Source organism: Lysobacter sp. yr284, assembly GCF_900107375.1.
Taxonomy (GTDB): Bacteria; Pseudomonadota; Gammaproteobacteria; order Xanthomonadales; family Xanthomonadaceae; genus Lysobacter.
This window is the reverse complement of record NZ_FNPT01000028.1, coordinates 33,032-57,937: the sequence shown is the minus strand read 5'-3', so window position 1 is coordinate 57,937 and position 24,906 is coordinate 33,032. Positions and strand designations below refer to the sequence as shown.

Annotated in this window: 37 protein-coding genes; 30 read left to right on the top strand and 7 right to left on the bottom strand. The window is 67.4% G+C overall.

Annotation, left to right across the window (positions count from 1 at the left end; all coding sequences use genetic code 11):
* From BLV01_RS23440 to BLV01_RS23295, 30 genes are all read left to right on the top strand, one after another.
* Positions 1-595 (top strand): EF-Tu C-terminal domain-related protein (locus BLV01_RS23440; protein ID WP_254782747.1); only part of this gene is annotated, 595 nt, incomplete at its 5' end.
* 551 nt (positions 596-1,146) lie between these two features.
* Positions 1,147-1,458 (top strand): 30S ribosomal protein S10, encoded by a 312-nt coding sequence (gene rpsJ, locus BLV01_RS23435; RefSeq protein WP_022968186.1) that lies wholly within the window; start codon positions 1,147-1,149, stop codon positions 1,456-1,458.
* Positions 1,459-1,468: 10 nt separating this feature from the next.
* A complete protein-coding gene (rplC, locus tag BLV01_RS23430; protein ID WP_091805902.1) occupies positions 1,469-2,122 on the top strand; it encodes a 50S ribosomal protein L3 in 654 nt (217 codons plus the stop codon).
* A 12-nt stretch (positions 2,123-2,134) separates the two neighbouring features.
* Positions 2,135-2,740 (top strand): 50S ribosomal protein L4, encoded by a 606-nt coding sequence (gene rplD / locus BLV01_RS23425; protein WP_057948554.1) that lies wholly within the window; start codon positions 2,135-2,137, stop codon positions 2,738-2,740.
* Entirely contained in the window at positions 2,737-3,033 is a 297-nt protein-coding gene (gene rplW / locus BLV01_RS23420) for a 50S ribosomal protein L23 (RefSeq protein ID WP_057948553.1), read from the top strand. Before rplD ends, rplW begins: the two co-directional genes overlap by 4 nt.
* Positions 3,034-3,043: 10 nt before the next feature.
* Positions 3,044-3,871 carry a 50S ribosomal protein L2 gene (rplB, locus tag BLV01_RS23415; protein ID WP_057948552.1) on the top strand — a complete coding sequence of 276 codons (828 nt, stop codon included), beginning with the start codon at positions 3,044-3,046 and terminating at the stop codon, positions 3,869-3,871.
* A 6-nt stretch (positions 3,872-3,877) separates the two neighbouring features.
* Positions 3,878-4,147: a 30S ribosomal protein S19 gene (gene rpsS / locus BLV01_RS23410; RefSeq protein WP_057948551.1), complete on the top strand. Its 270-nt coding sequence runs from the start codon at positions 3,878-3,880 to the stop codon at positions 4,145-4,147.
* A gap of 10 nt (positions 4,148-4,157) precedes the next feature.
* Positions 4,158-4,493 (top strand): 50S ribosomal protein L22, encoded by a 336-nt coding sequence (gene rplV / locus BLV01_RS23405; protein ID WP_055902442.1) that lies wholly within the window; start codon positions 4,158-4,160, stop codon positions 4,491-4,493.
* A gap of 13 nt (positions 4,494-4,506) precedes the next feature.
* On the top strand, positions 4,507-5,268 hold the full coding sequence (rpsC, locus tag BLV01_RS23400) for a 30S ribosomal protein S3 (RefSeq protein ID WP_057948550.1): 762 nt from the start codon (positions 4,507-4,509) through the stop codon (positions 5,266-5,268).
* A gap of 6 nt (positions 5,269-5,274) precedes the next feature.
* On the top strand, positions 5,275-5,688 hold the full coding sequence (gene rplP, locus BLV01_RS23395; RefSeq protein WP_057948549.1) for a 50S ribosomal protein L16: 414 nt from the start codon (positions 5,275-5,277) through the stop codon (positions 5,686-5,688).
* The gene (gene rpmC / locus BLV01_RS23390) at positions 5,688-5,873 is read left to right on the top strand and encodes a 50S ribosomal protein L29 (protein ID WP_057948548.1); all 186 of its coding nucleotides are present in this window, start codon (positions 5,688-5,690) and stop codon (positions 5,871-5,873) included. The genes rplP and rpmC overlap by 1 nt, the downstream gene beginning before the upstream one ends.
* A gap of 10 nt (positions 5,874-5,883) precedes the next feature.
* Positions 5,884-6,153 carry a 30S ribosomal protein S17 gene (gene rpsQ, locus BLV01_RS23385; RefSeq protein ID WP_057948547.1) on the top strand — a complete coding sequence of 90 codons (270 nt, stop codon included), beginning with the start codon at positions 5,884-5,886 and terminating at the stop codon, positions 6,151-6,153.
* Between the two features lie 14 nt (positions 6,154-6,167).
* Entirely contained in the window at positions 6,168-6,536 is a 369-nt protein-coding gene (gene rplN, locus BLV01_RS23380; RefSeq protein WP_031373826.1) for a 50S ribosomal protein L14, read from the top strand.
* Between the two features lie 16 nt (positions 6,537-6,552).
* On the top strand, positions 6,553-6,867 hold the full coding sequence (rplX, locus tag BLV01_RS23375) for a 50S ribosomal protein L24 (protein ID WP_057948546.1): 315 nt from the start codon (positions 6,553-6,555) through the stop codon (positions 6,865-6,867).
* 11 nt (positions 6,868-6,878) lie between these two features.
* Complete coding sequence (gene rplE / locus BLV01_RS23370) at positions 6,879-7,421, top strand: 50S ribosomal protein L5 (protein WP_057948545.1); 543 nt, start codon at positions 6,879-6,881, stop codon at positions 7,419-7,421.
* A gap of 15 nt (positions 7,422-7,436) precedes the next feature.
* Entirely contained in the window at positions 7,437-7,742 is a 306-nt protein-coding gene (gene rpsN, locus BLV01_RS23365; protein ID WP_057948544.1) for a 30S ribosomal protein S14, read from the top strand.
* 191 nt (positions 7,743-7,933) lie between these two features.
* Complete coding sequence (gene rpsH, locus BLV01_RS23360; protein WP_057948543.1) at positions 7,934-8,332, top strand: 30S ribosomal protein S8; 399 nt, start codon at positions 7,934-7,936, stop codon at positions 8,330-8,332.
* 15 nt (positions 8,333-8,347) lie between these two features.
* A complete protein-coding gene (rplF, locus tag BLV01_RS23355; RefSeq protein WP_057948542.1) occupies positions 8,348-8,875 on the top strand; it encodes a 50S ribosomal protein L6 in 528 nt (175 codons plus the stop codon).
* A gap of 66 nt (positions 8,876-8,941) precedes the next feature.
* A complete protein-coding gene (rplR, locus tag BLV01_RS23350) occupies positions 8,942-9,295 on the top strand; it encodes a 50S ribosomal protein L18 (protein ID WP_091805899.1) in 354 nt (117 codons plus the stop codon).
* Between the two features lie 190 nt (positions 9,296-9,485).
* Positions 9,486-10,025, top strand: a complete 540-nt coding sequence (gene rpsE / locus BLV01_RS23345) for a 30S ribosomal protein S5 (RefSeq protein ID WP_057948540.1) — start codon at positions 9,486-9,488, stop codon at positions 10,023-10,025.
* A complete protein-coding gene (gene rpmD / locus BLV01_RS23340; RefSeq protein WP_057948539.1) occupies positions 10,018-10,215 on the top strand; it encodes a 50S ribosomal protein L30 in 198 nt (65 codons plus the stop codon). Before rpsE ends, rpmD begins: the two co-directional genes overlap by 8 nt.
* Positions 10,215-10,658: a 50S ribosomal protein L15 gene (gene rplO / locus BLV01_RS23335; protein WP_078999419.1), complete on the top strand. Its 444-nt coding sequence runs from the start codon at positions 10,215-10,217 to the stop codon at positions 10,656-10,658. Before rpmD ends, rplO begins: the two co-directional genes overlap by 1 nt.
* A 7-nt stretch (positions 10,659-10,665) precedes the next feature.
* Positions 10,666-12,039: a preprotein translocase subunit SecY gene (secY, locus tag BLV01_RS23330; protein ID WP_057948537.1), complete on the top strand. Its 1,374-nt coding sequence runs from the start codon at positions 10,666-10,668 to the stop codon at positions 12,037-12,039.
* A gap of 231 nt (positions 12,040-12,270) precedes the next feature.
* Positions 12,271-12,627 (top strand): 30S ribosomal protein S13, encoded by a 357-nt coding sequence (gene rpsM, locus BLV01_RS23325; RefSeq protein WP_091805896.1) that lies wholly within the window; start codon positions 12,271-12,273, stop codon positions 12,625-12,627.
* Between the two features lie 13 nt (positions 12,628-12,640).
* A complete protein-coding gene (gene rpsK, locus BLV01_RS23320) occupies positions 12,641-13,033 on the top strand; it encodes a 30S ribosomal protein S11 (protein WP_057948535.1) in 393 nt (130 codons plus the stop codon).
* A 14-nt stretch (positions 13,034-13,047) separates the two neighbouring features.
* Positions 13,048-13,677 carry a 30S ribosomal protein S4 gene (gene rpsD / locus BLV01_RS23315; RefSeq protein ID WP_091805893.1) on the top strand — a complete coding sequence of 210 codons (630 nt, stop codon included), beginning with the start codon at positions 13,048-13,050 and terminating at the stop codon, positions 13,675-13,677.
* 158 nt (positions 13,678-13,835) lie between these two features.
* Positions 13,836-14,834 (top strand): DNA-directed RNA polymerase subunit alpha, encoded by a 999-nt coding sequence (gene rpoA / locus BLV01_RS23310; protein WP_091805890.1) that lies wholly within the window; start codon positions 13,836-13,838, stop codon positions 14,832-14,834.
* A gap of 290 nt (positions 14,835-15,124) precedes the next feature.
* Positions 15,125-15,499 (top strand): 50S ribosomal protein L17, encoded by a 375-nt coding sequence (gene rplQ / locus BLV01_RS23305; protein WP_091805887.1) that lies wholly within the window; start codon positions 15,125-15,127, stop codon positions 15,497-15,499.
* A gap of 397 nt (positions 15,500-15,896) precedes the next feature.
* On the top strand, positions 15,897-16,406 hold the full coding sequence (locus BLV01_RS23300) for a disulfide bond formation protein B (protein ID WP_091805913.1): 510 nt from the start codon (positions 15,897-15,899) through the stop codon (positions 16,404-16,406).
* A gap of 87 nt (positions 16,407-16,493) precedes the next feature.
* Positions 16,494-17,885, top strand: coding sequence for a class II 3-deoxy-7-phosphoheptulonate synthase (locus BLV01_RS23295; RefSeq protein ID WP_091805884.1), 1,392 nt, complete (start codon positions 16,494-16,496; stop codon positions 17,883-17,885).
* Positions 17,886-18,044: 159 nt separating this feature from the next.
* On the opposite strand, the gene BLV01_RS23290 is transcribed toward BLV01_RS23295, so the two are convergent.
* The 7 genes from BLV01_RS23290 to BLV01_RS26495 form a co-directional block, all read right to left on the bottom strand.
* Positions 18,045-19,739 (bottom strand): amidase, encoded by a 1,695-nt coding sequence (locus tag BLV01_RS23290; protein ID WP_091805881.1) that lies wholly within the window; start codon positions 19,737-19,739, stop codon positions 18,045-18,047.
* A 324-nt stretch (positions 19,740-20,063) separates the two neighbouring features.
* Positions 20,064-21,173 (bottom strand): pyrroloquinoline quinone biosynthesis protein PqqE, encoded by a 1,110-nt coding sequence (gene pqqE / locus BLV01_RS23285; protein ID WP_091805877.1) that lies wholly within the window; start codon positions 21,171-21,173, stop codon positions 20,064-20,066.
* 119 nt (positions 21,174-21,292) lie between these two features.
* On the bottom strand, positions 21,293-21,589 hold the full coding sequence (pqqD, locus tag BLV01_RS23280; protein WP_057948528.1) for a pyrroloquinoline quinone biosynthesis peptide chaperone PqqD: 297 nt from the start codon (positions 21,587-21,589) through the stop codon (positions 21,293-21,295).
* Positions 21,586-22,386 (bottom strand): pyrroloquinoline-quinone synthase PqqC, encoded by an 801-nt coding sequence (gene pqqC, locus BLV01_RS23275; RefSeq protein WP_091805874.1) that lies wholly within the window; start codon positions 22,384-22,386, stop codon positions 21,586-21,588. The genes pqqD and pqqC overlap by 4 nt, the downstream gene beginning before the upstream one ends.
* Positions 22,383-23,312, bottom strand: coding sequence for a pyrroloquinoline quinone biosynthesis protein PqqB (gene pqqB / locus BLV01_RS23270; protein ID WP_091805910.1), 930 nt, complete (start codon positions 23,310-23,312; stop codon positions 22,383-22,385). Before pqqB ends, pqqC begins: the two co-directional genes overlap by 4 nt.
* Positions 23,313-23,746: 434 nt before the next feature.
* Positions 23,747-24,220 carry a DUF2127 domain-containing protein gene (locus tag BLV01_RS23260; RefSeq protein WP_091805869.1) on the bottom strand — a complete coding sequence of 158 codons (474 nt, stop codon included), beginning with the start codon at positions 24,218-24,220 and terminating at the stop codon, positions 23,747-23,749.
* Positions 24,217-24,780 carry a hypothetical protein gene (locus BLV01_RS26495; protein ID WP_091805866.1) on the bottom strand — a complete coding sequence of 188 codons (564 nt, stop codon included), beginning with the start codon at positions 24,778-24,780 and terminating at the stop codon, positions 24,217-24,219. Before BLV01_RS26495 ends, BLV01_RS23260 begins: the two co-directional genes overlap by 4 nt.
* Positions 24,781-24,906: the final 126 nt, after the last annotated feature.

Sequence of the window (24,906 nt, the reverse complement as noted above, 5' to 3'; positions counted from 1 at the left end):
CAGCTTCATTCCGCAGCCGGAGCGCGCGATCGACAAGCCGTTCCTGATGCCGGTGGAAGACGTGTTCTCGATCTCGGGCCGCGGCACCGTGGTGACCGGCCGTATCGAGCGCGGCATCATCAAGGTGGGCGACGAAATCGAAATCGTCGGCATCCGTCCGACCCAGAAGACCACGGTCACCGGCGTCGAGATGTTCCGCAAGCTGCTGGACCAGGGCCAGGCGGGCGACAACGCGGGCCTGCTGCTGCGCGGCACCAAGCGCGACGACGTGGAGCGCGGCCAGGTGCTGGCGAAGCCGGGTTCGATCACCCCGCACACCGAGTTCGAGGGCGAGGTGTACGTGCTGTCGAAGGACGAAGGCGGCCGCCACACCCCGTTCTTCAAGGGCTACCGTCCGCAGTTCTACTTCCGCACCACCGACATCACTGGCGCGTGCCAGCTGCCGGAAGGCGTGGAGATGGTGATGCCGGGCGACAACGTGAAGATGGTGGTCACGCTGATCAACCCGGTGGCGATGGACGAAGGCCTGCGCTTCGCGATCCGCGAAGGCGGCCGTACCGTCGGCGCCGGCGTGGTGTCCAAGATCGTCAAGTGACGATCTGACCCGCGCGCGCCAGCGCGCGGCTCTGTCAGATCGTCATCCCCGCGAAAGCGGGGATCCAGAGACGAGGACTCCGCTCCGAAGTCTCCGGCGAAAAGATCCCGCGGCGGCCAATCGGCCGCCGCGGCTTTTTCAGGGCTGCCGGCTCTGTGAACAGAGCTCAGGCCCGGTCCGCGATTCCGTAGAGCAGGGGTGTTGCATCGCCCCCGCCAATACGGCTAGAATGCGCGACCACCGTGCCAGCCTTCGGTTTCCGAGGCGGCGCAACCAGCGAAATGAGGAACAGGACGTCCCTCGTATTCGCCAGACAGGGATATGTCGCACGGCAGCTCCGTACGTTCCGGGCCTTCGGGCAACCAGGGAACAGTAACGGGGCCTTTCGTGCGTTCTGCTCAGTCTGGGCGGGCCGGGAAACCGGGCCGCCTTAGTTTTTCCAGGCAAGGAAGCTCCGGGGCGAGGGTGTTGTCCTGGAGTTGTTTGCGTTTTCGTGGGGCCGGCGCACCCAGAAGCCGTCCCGTCGCTCTTTCAACCAAGGAATTCCGTTCATGGCGGACCAAAAGATCCGGATCCGGCTCAAGGCGTACGATCATCGTCTGATCGACCGCTCGGCCAGCGAGATCGTCGAGACGGCCAAGCGGACCGGCGCGCAAGTGCGCGGCCCGATCCCGCTGCCGACCAAGATCGAGCGTTACACCGTTCTCGTCTCCCCGCACGTCGACAAGGACGCGCGCGACCAGTACGAGACCCGCACGCACAAGCGCGTGCTCGATATCGTGGACCCCAACGACAAGACCGTGGACGCGCTGATGAAGCTCGAACTCGCGGCTGGCGTCGACGTCCAGATCAAGCTGACCTGAGGCGACCACCATGACCGCGAAGAAGTATTCGTTGGGCATCGTCGGTCGCAAGGCCGGCATGAGCCGTTTCTTCACCGAAGACGGCAAGTCGGTTCCGGTGACCCTCATCGAGGCGACCCCGAACCGCATCACCCAGATCAAGACCGAAGACACCGACGGCTACAGCGCTGTGCAGGTGACGGTCGGCGTGCGCCGCGCCGCGCTCGTCAACAAGCCCGAAGCCGGTCACCTCGCCAAGGCGAAGGTCGAAGCCGGTCGCGGCTTGTGGGAGCTGCGCGTGGAAGCCGACCAGATCGGCGCGTTCGAAGTGGGCGGCGAGATCAAGGCCGACATCTTCAGCGCCGGCCAGCTGGTCGACGTCCAGGGCGTGACCAAGGGCAAGGGCTTCCAGGGCACGATCAAGCGCTGGAATTTCCGCATGGGCGACGCGACGCACGGTAACTCGTTGTCGCACCGTTCGCCGGGTTCGATCGGCCAGCGCCAGACGCCGGGCCGCGTGTTCCCGGGCAAGAAGATGTCGGGCCACATGGGCGCCGCCCAGCAGAGCACCCAGCGTCTTGAAGTGGTCAAGGTCGACGCCGAGCGCGGCCTGATCGCGATCAAGGGCGCCGTGCCGGGCGCGCCGGGTGGCGACGTGATCGTCCGTCCCTCGAGCAAGGCATAAGGAGAGATGACGATGGAACTCGCCATCAATAACAGCAGCAAGACTCTGTCGGTCTCCGACGAGATCTTCGGCCGCGAATTCAGCGAAGACCTGGTTCATCAGGTCGTCGTCGCCTATCGCAACGCCGGTCGCGCCGGCACCAAGGCGCAGAAGACCCGTTCGGAAGTCAACGGCACCACCAAGAAGTCGAAGAAGCAGAAGGGCGGCGGTGCTCGCCACGGCGCTCTGACCGCTCCGATCTTCGTCGGCGGCGGCGTGACCTTCGCGGCCAAGCCGCGCAGCTTCGCGCAGAAGGTCAACCGCAAGATGTACCGCGCCGCGATCGCCGCGATCCTGTCCGAGCTCAACCGCCAGGGCCGCATCACGGTCGTCGAGAGCTTCGACATCGACGCTCCGAAGACCAAGGGCCTGATCGAAAAGCTCAAGAGCCTGGAAGTCGGCCGTCGTCCGCTGATCGTCACCGAAGAGGCCACCGAGAACCTGTATCTCTCGGCCCGCAACCTGCCGTACGTCGAAGTTCGTGATGTCCAGGGCCTGGATCCGGTCGCCCTCGTCGGCGCCGACTCGGTCGTGCTCACCAGCGATGCGGTCAAGAAGATCGAGGAGTGGCTGGCATGAACGACGCCAAGCTCTACAGCATCATCCGCGCGCCGCGCGTGTCCGAAAAGACCGCGCGTCTGCAGGAAGTTTCCAACCAATACGTCTTCGAAGTTTCGAACGAAGCGACCAAGGGCGACATCAAGGTCGCCGTTGAGAAGCTGTTCGACGTCAAGGTCGAGGCTGTCAATGTGGTCAACGTGAAGGGCAAGAACAAGGCCTTCCGTAACCGCATGGGCCGCCGCGGCGACTGGCGCAAGGCGTACGTGACGCTGGCCGAAGGCCAGTCGATCGACGTGATGGCCAAGGCCTGAGGAAAGACCCATGGCATTGATGACTTTCAAGCCCACCTCCGCCGGCCGCCGCAACGCGGTCCGCGTCGTGACCCCGGGCCTGCACAAGGGCGCGCCGCACGCGGCCCTGATCGAGAAGCAGGGCAAGACCGGCGGCCGTAACCACCACGGCCGGATCACCACCCGCCACATCGGCGGCGGTCACAAGCAGCACTACCGCATCATCGACTTCAAGCGCGACAAGGAAGGCATTCCGGCGCGCGTGGAGCGGATCGAATACGATCCCAACCGCACCGCGCACATCGCGCTGCTGTGCTACGTCGATGGCGAGCGCCGTTACATCATCGCCCCGAAGGGCCTGAAGGACGGCGACCAGGTGATCGCGGGCCGCGACGCCCCGATCCGCGTCGGCAACACGCTGCCGCTGAGCAACGTCCCGGTCGGCACCACCGTGTGCTGCGTCGAGATGAAGCCGGGCAAGGGCGCCCAGCTGGCCCGCGCGGCCGGCGCCAGCGCCTACCTGGTGGCTCGCGAGCAGGGCTACGCCACGCTGCGTCTTCGCTCCGGCGAAATGCGCAAGGTGCCGGTCGAGTGCCGCGCCACCGTCGGCGAAGTCGGCAACGACGAGCACAACCTCGAGAAGCTCGGCAAGGCCGGCGCCAAGCGTTGGCGCGGCATCAAGCCGACCGTCCGCGGCGCCGCCATGAACCCCGTCGACCACCCGCACGGTGGTGGCGAGGCGAAGGCCGGCCAGGGCAACCCGCATCCGGTCACCCCGTGGGGTGTTCCGACCAAGGGTTACAAGACGCGCAAGAACAAGCGCACCACGCAATTCATCGTGCGCGATCGCAGGGGTTAATCGGCCATGGCACGTTCACTGAAGAAAGGTCCCTTCGTCGACCACCATCTGATCAAGAAGGTGGAGACCGCGGGCAACAACAAGAAGCCGATCAAGACCTGGTCGCGCCGCTCGATGGTCCTGCCGGAGATGGTCGGTTTCACGATCGCCATCCACAACGGCAAGAACCACATCCCGGTGCTGGTCAACGAGAACATGGTCGGCCACAAGCTTGGCGAGTTCGCTCTGACCCGTACGTTCAAGGGTCACGGCGGCGACAAGAAGTCGGGCAAGTAAGGAGATGACCATGGAAGCGAAAGCCATCCTGCGCACCGCGCGCATCTCCCCGCAGAAGGCCCGCCTGGTCGCCGACCAGGTGCGCGGTCTGTCCGCCGAGCGCGCCGTCAACCTGCTGAAGTTCTCGGACAAGAAGGCTGCTGCACTGATCCGCAAGGTCGTGGAGTCCGCCATCGCCAACGCCGAGAACAACCAGGGCGCCGACGTCGACGATCTCAAGGTCAAGACCATCATGGTTGACGAGGGTCCCGCACTGAAGCGCTTCATGGCGCGTGCGAAGGGCCGCGGCACCCGCATCCTCAAGCGCACCAGCCACATCACTGTGGTTGTGGGCGCCGGCAAGTAAGGCGGAGTAGACAATGGGTCATAAAGTTCATCCGACCGGAATCCGCCTGGGCATCGCCAAGGATTGGAATTCCAAGTGGTTCGCCAACAAGAAGCAGTACGCCGAGTACCTGGCGGCTGACCTGAAGGTTCGCGAGATGCTTCGCAAGAAGCTGGCTCAGGCCGGCATCTCGAAGATCTTCATCGAACGTCCGGCGAACAACGCCCGCGTCACGATCCACACCGCCCGTCCGGGCGTGGTGATCGGCAAGCGCGGCGAGGACATCGAGAAGCTGCGTAAGGAAGTCAGCAACCTGATGGGCGTCCCGGCGCACATCAACGTGACCGAGGTCCGCAAGCCGGAGCTCGACGCGCAGCTGGTCGCCGAATCGATCGCGCAGCAGCTCGAGCGCCGCATCATGTTCCGCCGCGCCATGAAGCGCGCGGTGGGCAATGCGATGCGTCTGGGCGCGCTGGGCATCAAGGTCAACGTGGCCGGCCGCCTCAACGGCGCCGAGATCGCGCGTTCGGAGTGGTATCGCGAAGGCCGCGTGCCGCTGCATACCCTGCGCGCCGACATCGACTACGGCTTCGCCGAAGCCAAGACGACCTACGGCATCATCGGCATCAAGACCTGGATCTATAAGGGCGAGGTGTTCGATTTCGCCCAGGTCGGCCAGGAGAAGCAGGACGACTCGCCGCGCAACGAGCGTGGTGACCGTGGCGACCGCGGCGATCGCGGCGACCGCGGCGATCGCAACGACCGCTCGGGCCGTCCTGCCCGCGAACAGAGGTAATCCGCCATGCTGCAACCCAAGCGAACCAAGTACCGCAAGGTACACAAGGGCCGTAACGAGGGCCTGAGCTGGAGCGGCAACGCCGTCAGCTTCGGCGAGTACGGCCTCAAGGCGACCGCGCACGGCCAGCTGACCGCTCGCCAGATCGAAGCGGCCCGCCGCTCGATCAGCCGCTACGTCAAGCGCGGCGGCAAGATGTGGATCCGCGTGTTCCCGGACAAGCCGATCACCAAGAAGCCGATCGAAGTCCGAATGGGCTCCGGTAAGGGCAACGTCGAGTACTGGGTCGCGCAGATCCAGCCCGGTCGCATGATTTACGAGATCGAGGGCGTTCCGGAAGACGTGGCGCGCGAAGCGTTCCGTCTGGCGGCCGCCAAGCTCTCGGTGACCACCACTTTCGTTACCCGGACGGTGCGCTAATGGAACTCAAGCAACTGCGCGAGAAGTCTGCCGATGAGCTGAAGGCTCATCTGGTCGAACTGCACAAGGAGGGCTTCGCCCTGCGCATGCAGAAGGCCACCGGCCAGCTCGCCAAGACCCACGACGCCCGCCGTGTTCGCCGCGAGATCGCTCGCGTGAACATGCTGCTGGGCGAGAAGAAGTAAGGACCCTGCCATGACCGACAACAAGACAGAGAAGGCTGTGCGCACGGTTGAAGGCCGGGTCGTCAGCAACAAGATGGACAAGACCGTCACCGTGCTCGTCGAGCGCCAGGTCAAGCACGCGCTGTACGGCAAGTACATCCGTCGCTCGACCAAGCTCCACGCCCACGACGCCGACAACGCCTGCAAGGAAGGCGACATCGTGCGCGTGAAGGAGATTGCTCCCCTTTCCAAGACCAAGAACTGGAGCGTGGTTGAGATCGTCAGCCGCGTGGCCGAATAAGAGGAGGCTGAACCATGATCCAGATGCAAAGCTACCTCGGCGTGGCCGACAACTCCGGTGCCAAGGAAGTGATGTGCATCAAGGTGCTCGGCGGCTCCAAGCGCCGTTACGCGCACATTGGCGACATCATCAAGGTCACCGTGAAGGATGCGATTCCGCGCGGCAAGGTCAAGAAGGGCGACGTCTACGACGCCGTCGTGGTGCGCACCCGCAAGGGCGTGCGCCGTCCGGACGGCTCGCTGATCCGCTTCGACGGCAACGCTGCGGTGTTGCTCAACAACAAGCATGAGCCGATCGGCACCCGTATCTTCGGGCCCGTGACTCGCGAGCTGCGCTCGGAGAAGTTCATGAAGATCGTTTCGCTCGCGCCTGAAGTGCTCTGAGCGGAGGAACTAGACCATGAACCGTATCAAGAAGGGCGATCAAGTGATCGTCACCGCCGGCAAGGACAAGGGCAAGAAGGGCGATGTGGTGCGCGTGCTCGGCGACAAGGTCGTCGTGTCGAACATCAACATCGTCAAGCGCCACACCAAGCCGAATCCGCAGGCCAACCAGCCGGGCGGCGTGGTGGAGCGCGAAGCGCCGATCCACATTTCCAACGTCATGCTGTTCAACCCGGCCACCGGCAAGGGCGAACGCATCGGTTTCAAGGTGCTGGAGGATGGACGCAAACTGCGTGTGTTCCGCTCCAGCGGTGAGGCGGTCGACGCCTGAGGAATGCTGAGATGACCACCCGGCTCGAAGAGTTTTACAAGAAAGAAGTGGTTCCCGCGCTGACTGAGAAGTTCGGTTACAAGAACCCGATGGAAGTGCCGCGCCTCGTCAAGATCACGCTGAACATGGGCGTGGGCGAAGCCGCCACCAACAAGAAGATCCTGGAAAATGCCGTTGCGGACATGACCAAGATCGCCGGCCAGAAGCCGATCGTGACCAAGTCCCGCGTGTCGGTGGCTTCGTTCAAGATCCGCGACGGCTGGCCGATCGGCGCCAAGGTCACCCTGCGCCGCGCCAAGATGTTCGAGTTCCTGGACCGCCTGATCAACATCTCGCTGCCGCGCGTCCGCGACTTCCGCGGCGTGTCGGGCCGTTCGTTCGATGGCCGCGGCAACTACAACATGGGCGTCAAGGAACAGATCATCTTCCCGGAAATCGACTTCGACCAGGTCGACGCCCTGCGCGGCATGGACATCGCGATCACCACGACCGCGAAGACCGACGCCGAGGCCAAGGCCCTGCTCGAAGCCTTCCGCTTCCCGTTCCGTAACTGAGGCTAGGATTGAACAATGGCTAAGACCTCCATGGTCAACCGCGACCTCAAGCGGGCCAAGCTGGCGAAGAAGTTCGCGGCCAAGCGCGACGCGCTGAAGAAGATCATCTCGTCCGACGCGTCCTCCTACGAGGACAAGATGGATGCGGTGGTCAAGCTGCAGAAGCTGCCGCGCGACTCGTCGCCGAGCCGCCAGCGCAACCGTTGCGCCCTGACCGGCCGCTCGCGCGGCGTCTACCAGAAGTTCGGCCTGGGCCGCAACAAGCTGCGCGAAGCCACCATGCGCGGCGACGTGCCGGGCCTGCGCAAGGCGAGCTGGTAAGCGGTCAACGCCGGCGGCTGGACAGGCTCGAGAGCCCAAGGCTTAAAAGTCTGTTATAGTTGCCGGCTCCCCGGGCTTCGGCCCGGGTTCCCAGCGCGGCCTTCGGGCCGCGCTGGCGTTGTTGTAAGGCGTCGTATACAACTGAAATTCGCAATCCCGCGGATATCGGTGCTACTCATAGGTGACTTTTAATGAGCATGACTGATCCCATCGCCGACATGCTGGTCCGCATCAAGAATGCGGCCGCTGTGCGCAAGCAGACGGTGAAGATGCCTTCGTCCAAGGTGAAGGTGGCCATCGCCGCCGTGCTGAAGGAAGAGGGTTACATCCTGGACTCGCGCGTGACGCCCACGTCCGCCGGCAAGTCCGAACTCGAAATCTCGCTGAAGTACTACGAGGGCAAGCCGGTGATCGAGCGCCTCGAGCGCTACTCCCGTTCGGGCCTGCGCCAGTACCGCGGCAAGGACGCGCTGCCCAAGGTCCTCGGCGGCCTCGGCGTGGCCATCATCTCCACCTCCAAGGGCATCATGACCGATGCGCAGGCGCGCCAGCAGGGCGTCGGCGGTGAAGTCCTGTGCTTCGTGGCCTAAGGGAGTAAACGAACCATGTCCCGAGTTGCCAAGAAGCCGATCGCCCTGCCGAAGGGCGTCGAAATCAACGTGCAGGCCGACGCGATCGTCGCCAAGGGCCCGAAGGGCTCGCTGAGCATCGCCAAGCCGGCCGCCATCAACCTCAAGGTCGAGAACAACGAGGCCGTCTTCGCTACCGAAGACGCCGCGCTGATCCCGCTGACCGGCACCCTGCGCGCGATCCTGGCCAACATGGTCAAGGGCGTGTCGGAAGGCTTCGAGCGCAAGCTCGAGCTGGTCGGCGTCGGTTACCGCGCCGCGATGCAGGGCAAGGACCTCAGCCTGTCGCTGGGTTTCTCGCACCCGGTCGTGTTCCAGGCCCCCGAAGGCATCACCCTCGCCGCTCCGACCCAGACCGAGATCCTGGTCCAGGGCGCGGACAAGCAGCGCGTGGGCGAAGTCGCCGCCAAGATCCGCGGTTTCCGTCCGCCGGAGCCCTACAAGGGCAAGGGTGTGAAGTACGCCGGCGAAGTCATCATCCGTAAGGAAGCCAAGAAGGCCTAACGGGTAGGGCGCCGGCCTGCGGGCCGGCCCCGGATCACCAGGCTTTCAGCTTTCGGAGACCAGAACATGAACAAGAATATCGCTCGCCTGCGTCGCGCCAAGTCGACCCGCTCGCACATCCGCAACCTCGGCGTCGCCCGCCTGACCGTGCTGCGCACGGGCCAGCACCTGTACGCCCAGATCTTCACCGCCGACGGCTCCAAGGTCCTGGCCACCGCCTCGACCGTGCAGGCCGACGTCAAGGAAGGTCTGAAGAACGGCAAGAACGCCGATGCCGCCGTCAAGGTCGGCAAGATGATCGCCGAGCGCGCCAAGGCCGCGGGCATCGAGAAGGTCGCGTTCGACCGCTCGGGCTACCGCTACCACGGACGCATCAAGGCCCTCGCCGACGCCGCGCGCGAAGGCGGCCTGCAGTTCTGATACGGCTCGCCGTATTCAGGCTTGAAAGCGTGGAGATCCGTCTCCACGCTTTACGCGCCGAACCGTTTCACCTGCCGACGCGGGTTGCGTCGGGCGAGATCGCGGGTTTCCGCGGTCGTCGCTGCATCCGAGTCACTTCACAATCATAAGCGGCCAGGCCGCAAATCCCTTTAATCAACGAGATATCGAAATGGCAGACGACAGAGCGCCGCGGGGCCGCGATCGCGATCGCAACCGCGAAGAAATCGACGACGGCATGATCGAGAAGCTGATCGCGGTCAACCGCGTCAGCAAGACCGTCAAGGGCGGCCGCCAGTTCACCTTCACCGCGCTGACGGTGGTGGGCGACGGCAACGGCAAGGTCGGCTTCGGCTACGGCAAGGCGCGCGAAGTGCCGGTCGCGATCCAGAAGTCGATGGAGTACGCCCGCAAGGCGATGAACACCGTCGAGCTCAACAACGGCACCCTGTGGCACGCGGTCAAGTCCGGCCACGGCGCGGCGCATGTGTTCATGCAGCCGGCGTCGGAAGGTACCGGCGTGATCGCCGGCGGCGCGATGCGCGCCGTGCTGGAAGCGGTCGGCGTGAAGAACGTGCTGGCCAAGGCCACCGGTTCGCGCAACCCGATCAACCTGGTCCGCGCCACCGTGAAGGGCCTGACCGACATGCACTCGCCGGCCAAGATCGCGGCCAAGCGCGGCAAGAAGGTGGAGGATCTCCTCAATGGCTAAGAACGAAGCCGGTACCGGCACCGTCAAGGTGCGTCTGGTCAAGGGTCTGCGTGGCACCCAGTCGCGTCACCGCCTGTCGGTGCGCGCGCTGGGCCTGAACAAGCTCAACGATGTGCGTGAACTGAAGGACAGCCCGCAGGTGCGCGGCCTGATCAACAAGGTTCACTACCTCGTCCAGGTCGAGGAGTAATCACCATGCGTCTCAACACTCTCAAGCCCGCCGACGGCGCCCGCCAGGAACGTACCCGCGTCGGTCGCGGCATCGGTTCCGGCCTGGGCAAGACCGCCGGTCGCGGCCACAAGGGCTCGTTCGCGCGCTCGGGCAAGGGCAAGATCAAGGCCGGTTTCGAAGGCGGCCAGATGCCCATGCAGCGTCGCCTGCCCAAGATCGGCTTCCGCTCGAAGCTGGCCAAGGACACCGCCGAAGTGCTGCTGTACCAGCTGGACAAGCTGGACGCCGGCGACATCGACTTCGCCGCGCTGAAGGCCGCCAAGCTCGTTCCGAGCACGGCCAAGCAGGCCAAGATCGTGAAGAAGGGCGAGCTGACCAAGAAGTTCGTGCTCAAGGGCGTGCTGGCTACCGCCGGCGCCAAGGCCGCGATCGAAGCGGCCGGCGGCAAGGTCGAGGAGTAACTGACGAATGGCGCGCAGCGGCAACGCAATGGCTGGTATCGGCGGCGGGCTCGGTAAGTTCACCGAGTTGCGCCAGCGTCTGCTGTTCGTCATCGGCGCGTTGATCGTCTACCGCATCGGCAGCTACATCCCGGTGCCGGGTATCAACCCGGAGGCGATGGTCAAGTTCATGGAGACCAAGCAGGGCACCATCGTGGACATGTTCAACATGTTCACCGGCGGCGCCCTGCACCGCTTCAGCCTGTTCGCCCTGAACGTGATGCCGTACATCTCGGCGTCGATCATCGTGCAGCTGCTGGTGCAGATCGTGCCCAGCCTGAAGGCCATCCAGAAGGAAGGCGAGTCGGGCCGGCGCAAGATCAACCAGTGGTCGCGGATGGGCGCCATTCCGCTGGCGGTGTTCCAGGCCTGGGGCATCGCCGCCGGCCTGCAGTCCAGCGTGGCGCCCGACGGCGTGCCGGTGGTGTACGCGCCGGGCATGGGCTTCATCCTGACCGCGGTGATCGCGTTGACCGCGGGCACCATGTTCCTGATGTGGCTGGGCGAGCAGATCACCGAGCGTGGCGTCGGCAACGGCGTGTCGCTGATCATCTTCGCCGGCATCGTCGCCGGGTTGCCGGCCGCGGTCCTGCACATGTTCGAGCAGATCCGCAACGGCGACATGAGCGCGATCGCGGCGATCGTGGTGATCCTGCTGGTGTTCGGCTTCACCTACCTGGTGGTCTTCGTCGAACGCGGCCAGCGCCGGATCACGGTCAACTACGCGCGCCGCCAGGGCGGTCGCAACGCCTACATGAACCAGGCGTCGTTCCTGCCCCTGAAGCTCAACATGTCGGGCGTGATCCCGGCGATCTTCGCGTCGAGCATCGTGATGTTCCCCGCCACCGCCGCTACCTGGTTCGCCCAGAGCAACAGCGGTTCGGGTTTCTCCGGCTTCCTCCAGCGGCTCAGCCAGTGGCTGGCCCCGGGTGAGCCGGTGCATATGATCCTGTATGCTGGCTTGATCATCGGCTTCGCGTTCTTCTACACGGCGCTGGTGTTCAACTCGCAGGAAACCGCCGACAACCTCAAGAAGTCGGGTGCGCTGATTCCGGGCATCCGTCCGGGCAAGGCGACGGCGGATTATGTGGATGGCGTGCTGACCCGCCTGACGGCGGCCGGCGCGATCTACCTGGTGATCGTCTGCCTCCTCCCGGAGGTCATGCGGACCCAACTGGGCACCTCGTTCTACTTCGGCGGCACCTCGCTGCTGATCGTTGTGGTCGTGGTGATGGATTTCATCGCTCAAATCCAGGCGCATCTGATGTCCCATCAGTACGAAAGCCTGTTGAAGAAAGCGAACCTGAAGGGCGGCTCGCGCGGCGGTCTCGCGCGCGGGTGAGTCAGAACCAGTACGCGCGCCAGAGTAGCGCGCGGGGCTGAGGGACAAGGCATCGTCCGTTCAGCCAGTTCCGACTCGTCGCCGGAGCATGGGCACACTCCCCATGCCGGAGCGCCGTGGCACCTTCGGGTGCCGCGGGGCTTCCTATTAACCCGAGACCTAGATACAATTTCCAGTTCACTCCGCCGGGATTAATCCGTCTCGGCCGCCAAACCAGTTGGAGATCGCGTTATGGCGCGTATTGCGGGCGTCAATCTGCCTGCCCAGAAGCATGTCTGGGTTGGGCTCCAGAGCATCTACGGCATCGGCCGTACCCGTTCGAAGCAAATCTGCGAAACCGCAGGCGTGACTTCGACCACCAAGATCCGTGACCTGTCGGAACCCGAAGTCGAGCGCCTGCGCGCCGAAGTCGGCAAGTTCGTGGTCGAAGGCGATCTGCGCCGCGAAATCGGCATCGCCATCAAGCGTCTGATGGACCTGGGCTGCTACCGCGGCCTGCGTCACCGTCGCGGCCTGCCGCTGCGTGGTCAGCGTACCCGGACCAATGCTCGTACCCGCAAGGGTCCGCGCAAGGCCATCAGAAAGTAAGGGGACCTAGACCATGGCCAAGCCGGCAGCAGTCAAGACCAAGAAGAAGATCAAGCGCGTCGTCACCGACGGCATCGCCCACGTCCACGCTTCTTTCAACAACACCATCATCACGATCACCGACCGCCAGGGCAATGCGCTGTCGTGGGCGACTTCGGGCGGCGCCGGTTTCCGCGGCTCGCGCAAGTCGACCCCGTTCGCCGCCCAGGTCGCCGCCGAAAAGGCCGGCCGTGCTGCGCTCGACTACGGCGTCAAGTCGCTGGAAGTGCGCATCAAGGGTCCGGGTCCGGGCCGTGAGTCCGCCGTGCGTTCGCTGAACAACGTCGGGTACAAGATCATCAACATCATCGACGTGACGCCTATCCCGCACAACGGGTGCCGTCCGCCGAAGAAGCGTCGCGTCTGAGGAGCTGAAAGAACATGGCTCGTTATATCGGTCCCACCTGTAAGCTCGCCCGTCGCGAAGGCGCCGACCTCAGTCTGAAGTCGTCGGCCCGCGCCCTCGACTCCAAGTGCAAGCTCGAGCAGAAGCCCGGCCAGCACGGTCCGACCGCCCGCAAGGGCAAGCTGTCGGACTACGCTACCCAGCTGCGCGAGAAGCAGAAGGTCAAGCGCATCTACGGTCTGCTGGAACGTCAGTTCCGCAACTACTACAAGAAGGCCTCGACCAAGAAGGGCAACACCGGCGAGAACCTGCTGCAGTTCCTCGAAACCCGCCTGGACAACGTCGTCTACCGCATGGGCTTCGCCGTGACCCGTCCGGCTGCCCGCCAGCTGGTCTCGCACCGCGGCGTCACCGTCAACGGCAAGTCGGTCAACCTGCCGTCGTTCCAGGTCAAGGCCGGCGACATCATCGCCCTGTCCGAACGCGCCCAGAAGCAGCTGCGCGTGCAGGAGTCGCTGACCGTCTCGTCGCAGATGGACCTGTCGCCGTCGTGGGTCGAAGTCGACAGCAAGAAGTTCAGCGGCGTGTTCAAGGCGATCCCGGACCGCGCGGATCTGCCGGCCGACATCAACGAAGCGCTGATCGTCGAGTTGTACAGCAAGTAATAGTGCAAGCCCGGCGCCGGTCTTTCGCGAGGCCGGCGCGCTGTGCACCCCAGGCCGCCGTGGCGCCAGCCGCGGCGGCCGCTCCCTCGATTCGAGGGGGCTCCAAGAGCTAAAGCCTTCCGTCGCCCCCCGGCGAAGGTCATTGGAGACACCGAAACATGACGGTTACCGCCAACCAGGTACTGCGCCCGCGTGGCCCGCAGATCGAACGCCTCGCCGGCAATCGCGCCAAAGTCGTGATCGAGCCGTTGGAGCGCGGTTACGGCCACACGCTGGGCAACGCGCTGCGCCGCGTGCTGCTGTCGTCGATCCCGGGTTTCGCCATCACCGAGGTCGAAATCGACGGCGTGCTGCATGAGTACACCACGGTCGAAGGTCTGGAAGAGGACGTGCTGGAAGTCCTGCTGAACCTGAAGGACGTGGCCATCCGCATGCATACCGGCGAGTCGTCGACGCTGTCGCTGGCCAAGCAGGGCCCCGGCATCGTCACCGCCGGCGACATCAAGACCGACCACAACGTCGAAATCCTCAACAACGACCACGTGATCTGCCACCTGACCAAGGACACGGCGATCAACATGCGTCTGAAGATCGAGCGCGGCTTCGGCTACCAGCCGGCGGCCTCGCGCCGTCGTCCGGACGAAGAGAGCCGCGCGATCGGCCGCCTGGTCCTGGACGCCAGCTTCTCGCCGGTCCGCCGCGTCGCCTACGCCGTGGAAGCCGCGCGCGTCGAGCAGCGCACCGACCTGGACAAGCTGGTCCTGGACATCGAGACCAACGGCACGATCGACGCCGAGGAAGCCGTGCGCACCGCCGCCGACATCCTCACCGACCAGCTGTCGGTGTTCGGCGACTTCACCCACCGCGACCGCGGCGCGCAGAAGCCGGCCACCAGCGGCATCGATCCGATCCTGCTGCGCCCGATCGACGATCTCGAGCTGACCGTGCGTTCGGCCAACTGCCTCAAGGCCGAGAGCATCTACTACGTCGGCGATCTGATCCAGAAGACCGAGGTCGAGCTGCTCAAGACCCCGAACCTGGGCAAGAAGTCGCTCACCGAGATCAAGGAAGTGCTGGCTCAGCGCGGCCTGTCGCTCGGCATGAAGCTCGAGAACTGGCCGCCGGCGGGCATCGCCTCGCACGGGATGATGGGGTGAACCCCGGCCTAGCTGCGCGGCGCTGCCGCGCGGCCGGGGCGAACGCCCGGCGCGCTGCGCCGGGCAGGGGAACGACAGGCGTCCACGCCGAAGCCCGCCGAAGCGCGGACGCCTGATCCACCTGCGCCACCGTAATACCCAGCGTCACCGCAACACCCCGCCGACGGCCCCCAAGGTCCGCGGCCAACCGGTCAAGGAAGCCCGGTTCGGACCATCCGCAGTCCAATGCTCCAACGCCTGGATGGCGACAGCGAACGCCAACCGTCACAACATTCACAGGAATCACCGTCATGCGTCATCAGAAATCCGGTCGTAAGTTCAGCCGTACCAGCGCCCACCGCGATGCCATGTTCACCAACATGGCCGCTTCGCTGATCAAGCACGGCCTCATCCGCACCACCCTGCCGAAGGCCAAGGAACTGCGCCGCGTCGCCGAGCCGCTGATCACCCTGGCCAAGGTCGACGGCGTCGCCAACCGCCGCCTGGCGTTCTCGCGCCTGCGCGACAAGGAAGCGGTCGGCACCCTGTTCACCACCCTGGGCCCGCGCTACGCGACCCGTCCGGGCGGCTACCTGCGCATCCTCAAGTGCGGTTTCCGCGCCGGCGACAACGCGCCGATGGCTTACGTCGAGCTGGTGGACCGTCCGGAAGCGGCGTCCGAGTAATTCCCCGTCCGCGCCGCATCCGGCGCGACGGACAGCCAGCACACTGGGTCTCGGCCATCGCGGTCGGGGGCCCTGCGAGCGAAACCCCGGCCGAGAGGTCGGGGTTTTTGCTTTCCGGCGACGGTTACGCCGGCAACGGTTACCGCGGTAAACGTCCCGAACCGGTAGGGTCGGGCCCAGGCAGCGAGGAGGACGCGGGCAGACAGGACAGAGCGGTCGGATCGGCACCAACTGGGCCGGCATGAGGCGGGCGATCGTCGCGCGGACGAATCGTCGCAGGGCGGCAACTTTCGCGCCGCCGGCGCAGTCCATGTGGGCTGCGACGCGACGCAGCGTTGCCCAATCACATGCCGATTCGACATTGGCACGACCCGACCCCGCCCCGTATGGTGTGTACATGAATCCCTTCAAAGCCTCCTTCCGGATCCAGTTCCTGCTCGGCTTCCTGGCCTGCGCGGGCTTGCTCGCGTATGCCGTGTACCTTCAGTTCTACCAACACCTCGAGCCGTGCCCGCTGTGCATCTTCCAGCGCGTGGCGTTCGCGGCGCTGGGCCTGATGTTCCTGCTCGGCGCCATCCACGGGCCGGGCAAGCCGCTGGGCCGCCGGATCTGGGGCGTGCTCGCCCTGGTCGCCGCCGGCGCCGGCATCGCCGTGGCCAGCAACCACGTGCGCCTGCAACACCTGCCGCCGGACCAGGTTCCGGCCTGCGGTCCCGGCCTCGATTACATGATGCAGGCGATGCCGATCGGCGGCGTGATCCGCAAGGTCATGACCGGCTCGGGCGAATGCGCCAACGTCGACTGGACCTTCCTCGGCCTGGCGATGCCGGCCTGGAGCCTGATCTGTTTCGTCGTGCTGGCGCTGTGGGCGGCCTATGCCGCGTTCCGCCCCCGTTCGCCCAAGTAAGCCGCTAAGCCGCACCGCACAGCTTCGCCACCCTTCCCATCCACCGCAAGCCTCCCACACACCGCGACACCCAACGGAACCAAGCAAATGAGCGCCTCCGATCGCAGCAACCTCCGTGCCGTCAACCTTCCCGCCGACTGGAGCCCGACCTCCTGGCGCGAGCGCACCGCACTGCAGCTGCCGACTTATCCGGACCAGGCCGAACTCGAGAGCGCGTTGGCCGAGCTGCGCCATCTGCCGCCGCTGGTGACGTCGTGGGAGATCCTCTCGCTCAAGCAGCAACTGGCCGAGGCGCAGGAGGGCAAGCGATTTTTGCTGCAGGGCGGCGATTGCGCGGAGAGCTTCGACCAGTGCTCCTCCGACGTCATCTCCAACCGGCTCAAGGTGCTGTTGCAGATGAGCCTGGTGCTGGTGCACGGCATGCGCAAGCCGGTGGTGCGCGTGGGCCGCTTCGCCGGCCAGTACGCCAAGCCGCGTTCGGCCGACACCGAAACCATCGACGGGGTGACCCTGCCGAGCTACCGCGGCGATATGGTCAACGCGCCGGCGTTCAACGAGGCCGCGCGCAAGCCGGACCCGCGCCGCATGATCAAGGGCCACGCGCGTTCGTCGATGACGATGAACTTCGTGCGCGCGCTGATCGACGGCGGTTTCGCCGACCTGCACCATCCCGAATACTGGAACCTGAGCTGGGTCGGCCACTCGCCGCTGGCCGACGAGTACCGGCGCATGGTCAACGCCATCGGCGACGCGGTGCGCTTCATGGAGACGCTGTCGGGCGCCGAGGTGCACAACCTCAACCGGGTCGACTTCTACACCTCGCACGAAGCGTTGCTGCTGCCGTACGAGGAATCGCTGACCCGGCAGGTGCCGCGCCACTGGGGCCACTTCAACCTCAGCACCCACTACCCGTGGATCGGCATGCGCACCGCGGCGGTGGACGGCGCCCACGCCGAGTACTTCCGCGGCATCCGCAACCCGATCGCGCTCAAGGTCGGTCCGTCGGTGACGGCGGACCAACTGCTGCGCACCATCGACTTGCTCAACCCTGAGGACGAGCCGGGCCGGCTGACCTTCATCCACCGCATGGGCGCGAGCACGGTCGCCGACAAGCTGCCGCCGCTGCTCGATGCGATGCGCCGCGACGGCCGCCGCGTGCTGTGGGTGTGCGATCCGATGCACGGCAACACCGAGAGCACCAGCAACGGCTACAAGACCCGTCGCTTCCGCAACATCCGCGCCGAGATCGAGCTGAGCTTCGAACTGCACGCCGCGGCCGGCACCCGCCTGGGCGGCGTGCACCTGGAGCTGACCGGCGAGGACGTGACCGAATGCCTGGGCGGCGCGCGCGAACTGACCGAAAGCGACCTGGAGCGCGCATACCGCTCGACGGTCGATCCGCGCCTGAACTACGAGCAGGCGCTGGAAGTGGCGATGCTGATCGTGCGCAAGCAGGTGCAGATCGCGGCGCCGGCTTGAGGATTGGAGGTTCGCTTGAACGAAACAGCCCGCCGCGAGGCGGGCTTTTTCTTTGTGGGAGGGACTTCAGTCCCGATGCCTTTGGATCAGGTCGCGGCGAACTGGGACAAGAGCGTCGGGACTGAAGTCCCTCCCACAAAAACCAAAGCGGCGACGATCTCAGGGGCTCAACGTCACCCGATACTTCGGCGCGGTGCGCGCCTGGATGAGCTGCTCGAAGGCGTAGCCCAGCGACAGCAGCCGGGCGTCGTCCCAGCGCCGGGCCATGAACGCCAGGCCGACCGGCAAGCCGTGAGCTTCGCCCATCGGCACGGTCAGGCTCGGATAGCCGGCGACCGCGGCGGCGCCCCAGCTGGAACCGCCGAATTGATCGCCGTTGACCGGGTCGACCATGAACGCCGGCGCGGTGGCCGGGGCGATCAGCGCGTCGAGCTTGTGCTTCTTCATCAGCGCGTCGATGCCCTGCGCGCCGGCGAGCTGGCGCGCCTGGGCGGCGGCCTTGCGGTAGGCGGCATCGCTCAGCGGGCCCTTCTTCGCCGCCTGTTCCAATAGTTCCTGGCCGAAGAACGGCATCTCGCGCGCGGCGTTGGCGCGGTTGAAGGCGATCAGTTCGTCCAGGGTCTTCACCGGCGCGTCGCTGCCCTGCAGGTAGCGCTGCAGGCCGTCCTTGAATTCGTACAGCAGCACCTGGAACTCGGCCGCATTCCATTTGCCTTGGGTCGGCATGCGCACTTCGACGACGGTGGCGCCGGCCTCGCGCATGGACTTGAGCGCACGCTGCAGCGCCGCGTCCTGGTCGGGATGGGTCTTGACCCCGGTGTCGCGCAGCAGGCCCAGGCGCGCGCCGTGCAGGGCGTCGGCGTCGAGCGCGGCGGCGAAGTCCTGCGCGCGCTTGCCGGCGGCCGCCTGCGCCGCCGCGTCGCCGCCGGCTTCGGCCGCGGCCAGGGCGTCGAGCAGCTGCGCCGCGTCGGCGACGCTGCGCGCCATCGGGCCGGCGGTGTCCTGGCTGTGCGAGATCGGGATGATGCCGGCGCGGCTGACCAGGCCGACGCTGGGCTTGAACCCGACCAGGCCGTTCATCGCCGCCGGGCACAGGATGCTGCCGTCGGTCTCGGTGCCTACGCCCACCGCGGCCAGGCTGGCGGCGATGGCCGCGCCGGTGCCGCTGCTGGAACCGCAGGCGCTGCGGTCGAGCGCGTAGGGATTGCGGGTGAGGCCGCCGCGGCCGCTCCAGCCGGAGATCGAGCGGTCGGAGCGGAAGTTCGCCCATTCGCTGAGGTTGGTCTTGCCCAGGATCACCGCGCCGGCGCCGCGCAACGCGGCCACCAGCGGCGCGTCCTGCCGCGGCCGGTGCGCGGCCAGCGCGAGCGAGCCGGCCGAGTTGACCATCGGCACCGCATCGATGTTGTCCTTGATCAGCACCGGGATGCCGTGCAGCGGGCCGCGCACGCGCCCGGCCTTGCGTTCCTCGTCGAGCGCGCGCGCTTCGCCGAGCGCGTTGGGATTGAGTTCGATCACCGCGTTGAGCTGCGGGCCGGCGTCGTCGAGCGCGGCGATGCGGTCGAGGTAGGCCTGGGTCAGGCGCGAGCTGGTGAGTTCGCCGCCGGCCATGCGCGCGGCCAGCGAGGCGGTGTCGGCCTCGGCGATGCGCAGCGGGTCGCCGGGCACGAAGTCGCGCGGCGCGGCCGCAGCGGTGGCGGCGATGGGCTGCGGCGGCCGCGGCGCGGCGCCGCCGGCGCACGCGGCGAGGGCGAGGCAGGCGAGTGCGGCGCAAGGCCAGGCGAGGGCGGCCCAGGGCGCGGCGGAAACGCGGGCGGGTGCGGTCGGGCGCGATGCGGTGGACGGGGCGGGCATGGCCGGTTCCGGGGCGAGAGGGCAGGGCGAAGCGAGTATGCCTGCGGCGGTTGCGGGCGGAAGCGGGTGCGGGGTGGACGGGGGATCGCGTGGCGTCGGCGGTTGTTGGCGGCGGTGCGTTCGCACATGGCCCGCCTCCAAAAGCGGCGCGCGCCGCGACTCACCGAAGCGGTCTGCGCGAGGGCCGGTTCCCCGCAGACCGGGACACCGAGCGCTTCACCGCGGCGCGATGGATGATCTGCAGCGTCGAGCGGCAGCGCTTGCGTGCATCGCTTCGGTGGGGCGCGGCGCGCGCCGCTCCTACAGGACGCTAGGCGGCAACGCTCAGCGGCCGGGGCGTCGGTAGACGAACTCTGGGGCCGGGGCCTGCGATTCGCGTTCGGTCAGCGCACGCAGGCCGGCATGGTCGGGCGATTTCTCGCACACCGGGTCGAGGGTGTCGGCGCGTCCGCTCAGCGCCAGCGCCTGGCAGCGGCAGCCGCCCCAGTCGCGTTCGCGGTGTTCGCAGCCGCGGCAGGGTTCGGGCATCCAGGCGGTGCCGCGGTAGCGGTTGAAGGCATCGGAGTCGCGCCAGATTTCGCCCAGGCCGCGTTCGAGCACGCTGTCGAACCGCAGGCCGTCGATGGTCTCGGCGGCGTGGCAAGGCAGCACCTTGCCTTCGGGGGTGATGTTGACGAAGCGCCGGCCCCAGCCGCCCATGCACGGCTTGGGCCGGCGCGCGTAGTAGTCGGGGGTGACGTAGTCGATGGTCAGGCCCCCGCGCAGGCGTTCGCGCGCGTCGGCGACCGCGGCGCTGGCCGCGTCGAACTGGGCGCGCGTGGGCAGCAGCGCGGCGCGGTTCCTCAGGCCCCAGCCGTAGTACTGGGTATGGGCGACTTCGAGCCGGCCGGCGCCGAGCTCGACCGCCAGGTCGATCATCTCGCCGACGCGCTCGGCGTTGTGGCGGTGGATCACCGCGTTGAGGGTCAGCGGCAGTTCCAGTTCGCCGCACCAGCGCGCCAGGGCGAGCTTGCGCGCGTGCGCGCCGGCATAGCCGGCGATCCGGTCGGCGCCGTCGGCGCGGCTGTCCTGCAGGCTCAGCTGTAGGTGGTCGAGGCCGGCGCGCTGCAGTTCCTGCAAGCGCTCGCGCGTCAGGCCGACGCCGGAGGTGATCAGGTTGCAGTACAGGCCGTGCGCGCGGGCGTGGCGCAGCAGGTCGGCCAGATCCTTGCGCAGGGTCGGTTCGCCGCCGGAGAAGTGCGCCTGCAGCACGCCGAGTTCGGCCGCTTCCGCGAGCACGCGCTGCCACTGCGCGGTGTCCAGTTCCTGGCGCAGGCCGACCAGTTGCAGCGGGTTGGAGCAATACGGGCAGGCCAGCGGGCAGCGATGGGTGAGTTCGAGCAGCACCGCCAGCGGCGGTTCGGGCGCGGCGAAGGCGGCCGGGCGCGCGTTCATCGCCGCGCGCCCGCGGCCGTCGTCGCGCCGCTGCGCGCCCGCGCGGTGCGCCGCCGCGCGCTCATCGCGACGAACGCCTTGGCCGGCCGCCCGATCGCGCCGCGCTCATCGCTGCGCGCTCACGACAGCCGCGGCGCGAACGCCAGCATGCGTTTTTCCAGCAGGCTGGAGAACAGTTCGATGACGTCGCCGTAGATCTCGCCGGCGTCGGCGCCGTATTCGGCGGCGAGCGCGGCGACGATCGCCTCGACGTCGCAGCGGCCGTCGACGTGGGTCAGCACCGCATGCGCGATCTCGTCCAGCTCGACCACCCGCTCGGGCGCCTGCAACACCCAGCGCTCGCGCGCGCGGTCGTGCTGCAGACGCACGCCGACCGGAAAGCGCAGCACGCTGCCGGCGTCGATGGTCGCGCTCATGGCCGCGCCTGCGCGGGATGGAACGCGCCCGGCGGAACCAGGCGCGGCTCGACGTAGGCCAGGTGCAGCGCGTCGAGCATCGACCACAGCACGTCGCACTTGAAGCGCAGCGCGGCCAGGGCCGATTCCTGCTGCGCGCGCGTGGCGGCGTGGCGCTTGACGTAGTCCAGGGCGAAGTCCGCGTCCTGCGGCGCTTGCCGCAGGCGCGAGTCGAAATAGGCCAGCGCGTCGCTGGACACGAAGTCGTAGTGGGCCAGCATGCCGGCCACGCGCTGGCCGATGATCGCCGGCGCGAACAGTTCGGTCAGCGAGGAGGCGATGGCTTCCAGCAGGCTGCGCTCGCGCACGAACTGCAGATAGGCCTGCACCGCGAAGCGGGTGGCCGGCAGCAGCGCGCGCCCGGATTCGACCAGTTCGCGGTCGAGCCCGAGCGCGTCGGTCAGGCGCAGCCAGCGGGCGATGCCGCCGTCGCCTTCGCGTTCGCCGTCGTGGTCGACGATGCGCTGGCGCCACACCCGGCGCAGTTGCGGGTCCTCGATGCGGGCGAGCAGGGCGGCGTCCTTGAGCGGGATGCAGCGCTGGTACTCGAACCGGTTCAGCGCCCAGGCCTGGACCTGGACGCGGCCGAGCCGGCCGCTGTGCAGCAGCACATGGAAGGGATGCTTGTCGTGGTAGCGCTCGGCGCCGATCGCGCGCAGGCGCGCTTCGAGTTCGTCGGGCGACAGCGGCGCGCCGGCGTCGGCGCGCGCGCGCGCGGTCTGGACGGCGTGCGCGTCCGGCGCGGTGGCGGCGTTCATATCGTCAGTTCCATGCCGTCCTCGGCGACTTCCCAGCCTTGCGCGCGCACGTGCGCGCGCTCGGGCGAGGCTTCGTCGAGCACGGGGTTGGTGGTGTTGAGGTGGATGAACAGCTTGCGCCGCACGTCCAGGCCGGCGAACGCGGCGAGCGTGCCGGCGTCGTCGGCGCCGTTGCCGCCGGCGATGCTCATGTGGCCCATGCGCGCGCCGGTCTTGCTGCCGACGCCGGCGCGCTGCATTTCGTCGTCGCGCCACAAGGTGCCGTCGAAGAACACCAGCGCGGCGCCGCGCAAGCGCTCGCGCAGCGCCTGGGTCAGCGCCGCGCAGCCGGGAATGTAGTAGAAACGCTCGCGCCCGTCGGTGATCTCCAGGCCCAGGGTTTCCTCGTTGCCGCCGCGCAGGTCCGGGCTGCGCGACTCCATGAACAACGGCACCTTGCCGGGCACGGAAAACGCGGTCACGCGCAGGCCCAGCAGCGAATCCAGGCCGACCATGTCGGTCGGCGTGTCCAGCGCCAGCGGCTTGCGCGTGACGTAGTCGGGATGCAGGGCGTCGAAGATCGGGTTCTGCGCGAGCAGCGCATGCACGCGCGCGCTGGCCCACAGGTCGAAGCGCTGGCGTTCGCGCATCGACAGCAGGCCGGCGATGTGGTCGATCTCGCCGCTGCTGAGCAGCACCGCCTCGATCGGCGAATGGCGCAGTCCGCGGCGCGGCCACAGCGACGGCAGCGCCAGCACCTGCTGGCGGAAGTCGGGCGAGGCGTTGACCAGCAGCCAGCGTTCGCCGTCGGCGCTGACCGCGATGCTGGCCTGGCTGCGGCGTTTGGCGCCGTCTTGCTCGTGCCACGCCCGGCGGCTGCCGGGCGTGTTGCAGTTCCACTGCGGATAGCCGCCTCCGGCCGCCGCTCCGAGCACGAGGATGCGCATCATCGAGGTCCCGTCGGACGGTCCGTCGATTCGGGGCGCGTCCGCGCGCGCGTGGCGACGGCGGAAGCGGGCATGCTCAGAACAGATCGCCGGACGAGTACGAATTGATTTCGCAGCCGCACGGGATTTCGCGGATCTGGGGCTTGGACCAGGTCTTCATGAGCGTTCCTCTGCTGGGGGGAGGCGCCGATATGCCGGTGAATCGCCTGCGTCGCCGACGCCGTCGCGGCGTGCGGCCGCGACCGAACCACGATACACCGGCCTGTGGCGCGCAGCCTGTGATTGGAGACCGGTACGGACGCGAAGCGCGCCACGAATGCGCGCGTTGTCCGGCGCGGATGCGGGTTCCGCGCAGGCGGGTGTGATCGCTATTGCGCAACGCGCGCGCGACCGCATGCGCGGTCGCCGGCGTCATCGGCGTGCCGGCGTGTGGACTAATGCCGACGTTTGAGGATGTCGCGGGCGAGAACCCAAACCACGATCACGTTGATTATGAGAACGGCGATCGCGAGCCAGCCGGGATGGCGCGCCAACGCGTAGAGATCGAACGGCAGGTACAGCGCCGCGCCGAGGCAGCCCAGCCACGAGGCCCAGGCCTTGGCCTTCCACAGGCCCCAGGCTTCCACCAGGTGCAGCGCGGCGTAGGCGAACACGATGCCGGCGGCCAGGTGCACCGAGCCGGGGCTGATGCTGTGCGCGAGCCAGGCCATCGAGCCGTGCTCGGGATCGAGATGGAAGCGGCGGATCAGCAGTTCGATCCAGCGCTGCAGTGGCGCCGGGCCGAGCAGTTCCAGGCCGCTGGCGGCCGACAGCGCGAGCAGGCCCTTGCCGGCTTCGACCGCGGCGATCGCGTGCAGTCCGGGGTGGGCCTTGGGATTGGCGTCGTAGTGCGGGCCGGGATCGGTCATCGGCTCGGATGGGCCACGTAGTGTTCGACCAGCCGTTGCGCGATCGGCAGGTCCATGTGGGTGAGGTCGCACAGCCGCCGGATCGCATCGAGCTTCTTGCCCTCGTCGGCGAGCTTGCGCACCTCGGCGGGCAGCGGCGCGGACGCGCCCGGGTCGGCGAACCGCTCGCGCGCGGCCTTGCGCGCAAGCGGCGCGCCGAGGCTGCGGCGGATCAGCACGATCGCCTCCACGGCCTGGCCGCGGTCGAACAGGTCCTGCACGGCGTCGGGCCACGCCGGCGGCTCGGCGGCGGGCGGTACCGGGTCCGCGGGCGGCGCGGCCGGCGGGGCAGGATCGGCGGGCGCGATTGGCGGCGCCGCGACGGCGGCCGGACGCGCCGGTGCGGCGAGCGGTTCGGGGGCGGTGTCCGCGTCGGCGACGGGTGGCGCCGACGGCGGCGCCTGCACGGCGGGGATGTGCCGGATCGGCTGCTTCGCGGCGATGCGCGCGCGCAGCCACCAGCCCAAGGCCAGTCCCGGCACCAGGCCGGCCAACCACCAGATCAGGGGATGCAATTCCATTTCGCTTCGATCTCGCTCACGCGCGCAGGTTCCCCGTGCGCGGACTTTTTTGCAACCGCCCAAGGGCGCAGCGGCGCGGCGCAACTGCGACGGCGCGGCCGGAATCGAAGATCGGGGTGGGGATCG

Coding starts and splice junctions, on each gene's coding strand:
- rpsJ (WP_022968186.1), top strand. CDS start 1,147: ATGGCGGACCAAAAGATCCGGATCCGGCTCAAGGCGTACGATCATCGT.
- rplC (WP_091805902.1), top strand. CDS start 1,469: ATGACCGCGAAGAAGTATTCGTTGGGCATCGTCGGTCGCAAGGCCGGC.
- rplD (WP_057948554.1), top strand. CDS start 2,135: ATGGAACTCGCCATCAATAACAGCAGCAAGACTCTGTCGGTCTCCGAC.
- rplW (WP_057948553.1), top strand. CDS start 2,737: ATGAACGACGCCAAGCTCTACAGCATCATCCGCGCGCCGCGCGTGTCC.
- rplB (WP_057948552.1), top strand. CDS start 3,044: ATGGCATTGATGACTTTCAAGCCCACCTCCGCCGGCCGCCGCAACGCG.
- rpsS (WP_057948551.1), top strand. CDS start 3,878: ATGGCACGTTCACTGAAGAAAGGTCCCTTCGTCGACCACCATCTGATC.
- rplV (WP_055902442.1), top strand. CDS start 4,158: ATGGAAGCGAAAGCCATCCTGCGCACCGCGCGCATCTCCCCGCAGAAG.
- rpsC (WP_057948550.1), top strand. CDS start 4,507: ATGGGTCATAAAGTTCATCCGACCGGAATCCGCCTGGGCATCGCCAAG.
- rplP (WP_057948549.1), top strand. CDS start 5,275: ATGCTGCAACCCAAGCGAACCAAGTACCGCAAGGTACACAAGGGCCGT.
- rpmC (WP_057948548.1), top strand. CDS start 5,688: ATGGAACTCAAGCAACTGCGCGAGAAGTCTGCCGATGAGCTGAAGGCT.
- rpsQ (WP_057948547.1), top strand. CDS start 5,884: ATGACCGACAACAAGACAGAGAAGGCTGTGCGCACGGTTGAAGGCCGG.
- rplN (WP_031373826.1), top strand. CDS start 6,168: ATGATCCAGATGCAAAGCTACCTCGGCGTGGCCGACAACTCCGGTGCC.
- rplX (WP_057948546.1), top strand. CDS start 6,553: ATGAACCGTATCAAGAAGGGCGATCAAGTGATCGTCACCGCCGGCAAG.
- rplE (WP_057948545.1), top strand. CDS start 6,879: ATGACCACCCGGCTCGAAGAGTTTTACAAGAAAGAAGTGGTTCCCGCG.
- rpsN (WP_057948544.1), top strand. CDS start 7,437: ATGGCTAAGACCTCCATGGTCAACCGCGACCTCAAGCGGGCCAAGCTG.
- rpsH (WP_057948543.1), top strand. CDS start 7,934: ATGAGCATGACTGATCCCATCGCCGACATGCTGGTCCGCATCAAGAAT.
- rplF (WP_057948542.1), top strand. CDS start 8,348: ATGTCCCGAGTTGCCAAGAAGCCGATCGCCCTGCCGAAGGGCGTCGAA.
- rplR (WP_091805899.1), top strand. CDS start 8,942: ATGAACAAGAATATCGCTCGCCTGCGTCGCGCCAAGTCGACCCGCTCG.
- rpsE (WP_057948540.1), top strand. CDS start 9,486: ATGGCAGACGACAGAGCGCCGCGGGGCCGCGATCGCGATCGCAACCGC.
- rpmD (WP_057948539.1), top strand. CDS start 10,018: ATGGCTAAGAACGAAGCCGGTACCGGCACCGTCAAGGTGCGTCTGGTC.
- secY (WP_057948537.1), top strand. CDS start 10,666: ATGGCGCGCAGCGGCAACGCAATGGCTGGTATCGGCGGCGGGCTCGGT.
- rpsM (WP_091805896.1), top strand. CDS start 12,271: ATGGCGCGTATTGCGGGCGTCAATCTGCCTGCCCAGAAGCATGTCTGG.
- rpsK (WP_057948535.1), top strand. CDS start 12,641: ATGGCCAAGCCGGCAGCAGTCAAGACCAAGAAGAAGATCAAGCGCGTC.
- rpsD (WP_091805893.1), top strand. CDS start 13,048: ATGGCTCGTTATATCGGTCCCACCTGTAAGCTCGCCCGTCGCGAAGGC.
- rpoA (WP_091805890.1), top strand. CDS start 13,836: ATGACGGTTACCGCCAACCAGGTACTGCGCCCGCGTGGCCCGCAGATC.
- rplQ (WP_091805887.1), top strand. CDS start 15,125: ATGCGTCATCAGAAATCCGGTCGTAAGTTCAGCCGTACCAGCGCCCAC.
- BLV01_RS23300 (WP_091805913.1), top strand. CDS start 15,897: ATGAATCCCTTCAAAGCCTCCTTCCGGATCCAGTTCCTGCTCGGCTTC.
- BLV01_RS23295 (WP_091805884.1), top strand. CDS start 16,494: ATGAGCGCCTCCGATCGCAGCAACCTCCGTGCCGTCAACCTTCCCGCC.
- BLV01_RS23290 (WP_091805881.1), bottom strand. CDS start 19,739: ATGCCCGCCCCGTCCACCGCATCGCGCCCGACCGCACCCGCCCGCGTT.
- pqqE (WP_091805877.1), bottom strand. CDS start 21,173: ATGAACGCGCGCCCGGCCGCCTTCGCCGCGCCCGAACCGCCGCTGGCG.
- pqqD (WP_057948528.1), bottom strand. CDS start 21,589: ATGAGCGCGACCATCGACGCCGGCAGCGTGCTGCGCTTTCCGGTCGGC.
- pqqC (WP_091805874.1), bottom strand. CDS start 22,386: ATGAACGCCGCCACCGCGCCGGACGCGCACGCCGTCCAGACCGCGCGC.
- pqqB (WP_091805910.1), bottom strand. CDS start 23,312: ATGCGCATCCTCGTGCTCGGAGCGGCGGCCGGAGGCGGCTATCCGCAG.
- BLV01_RS23260 (WP_091805869.1), bottom strand. CDS start 24,220: ATGACCGATCCCGGCCCGCACTACGACGCCAATCCCAAGGCCCACCCC.
- BLV01_RS26495 (WP_091805866.1), bottom strand. CDS start 24,780: ATGGAATTGCATCCCCTGATCTGGTGGTTGGCCGGCCTGGTGCCGGGA.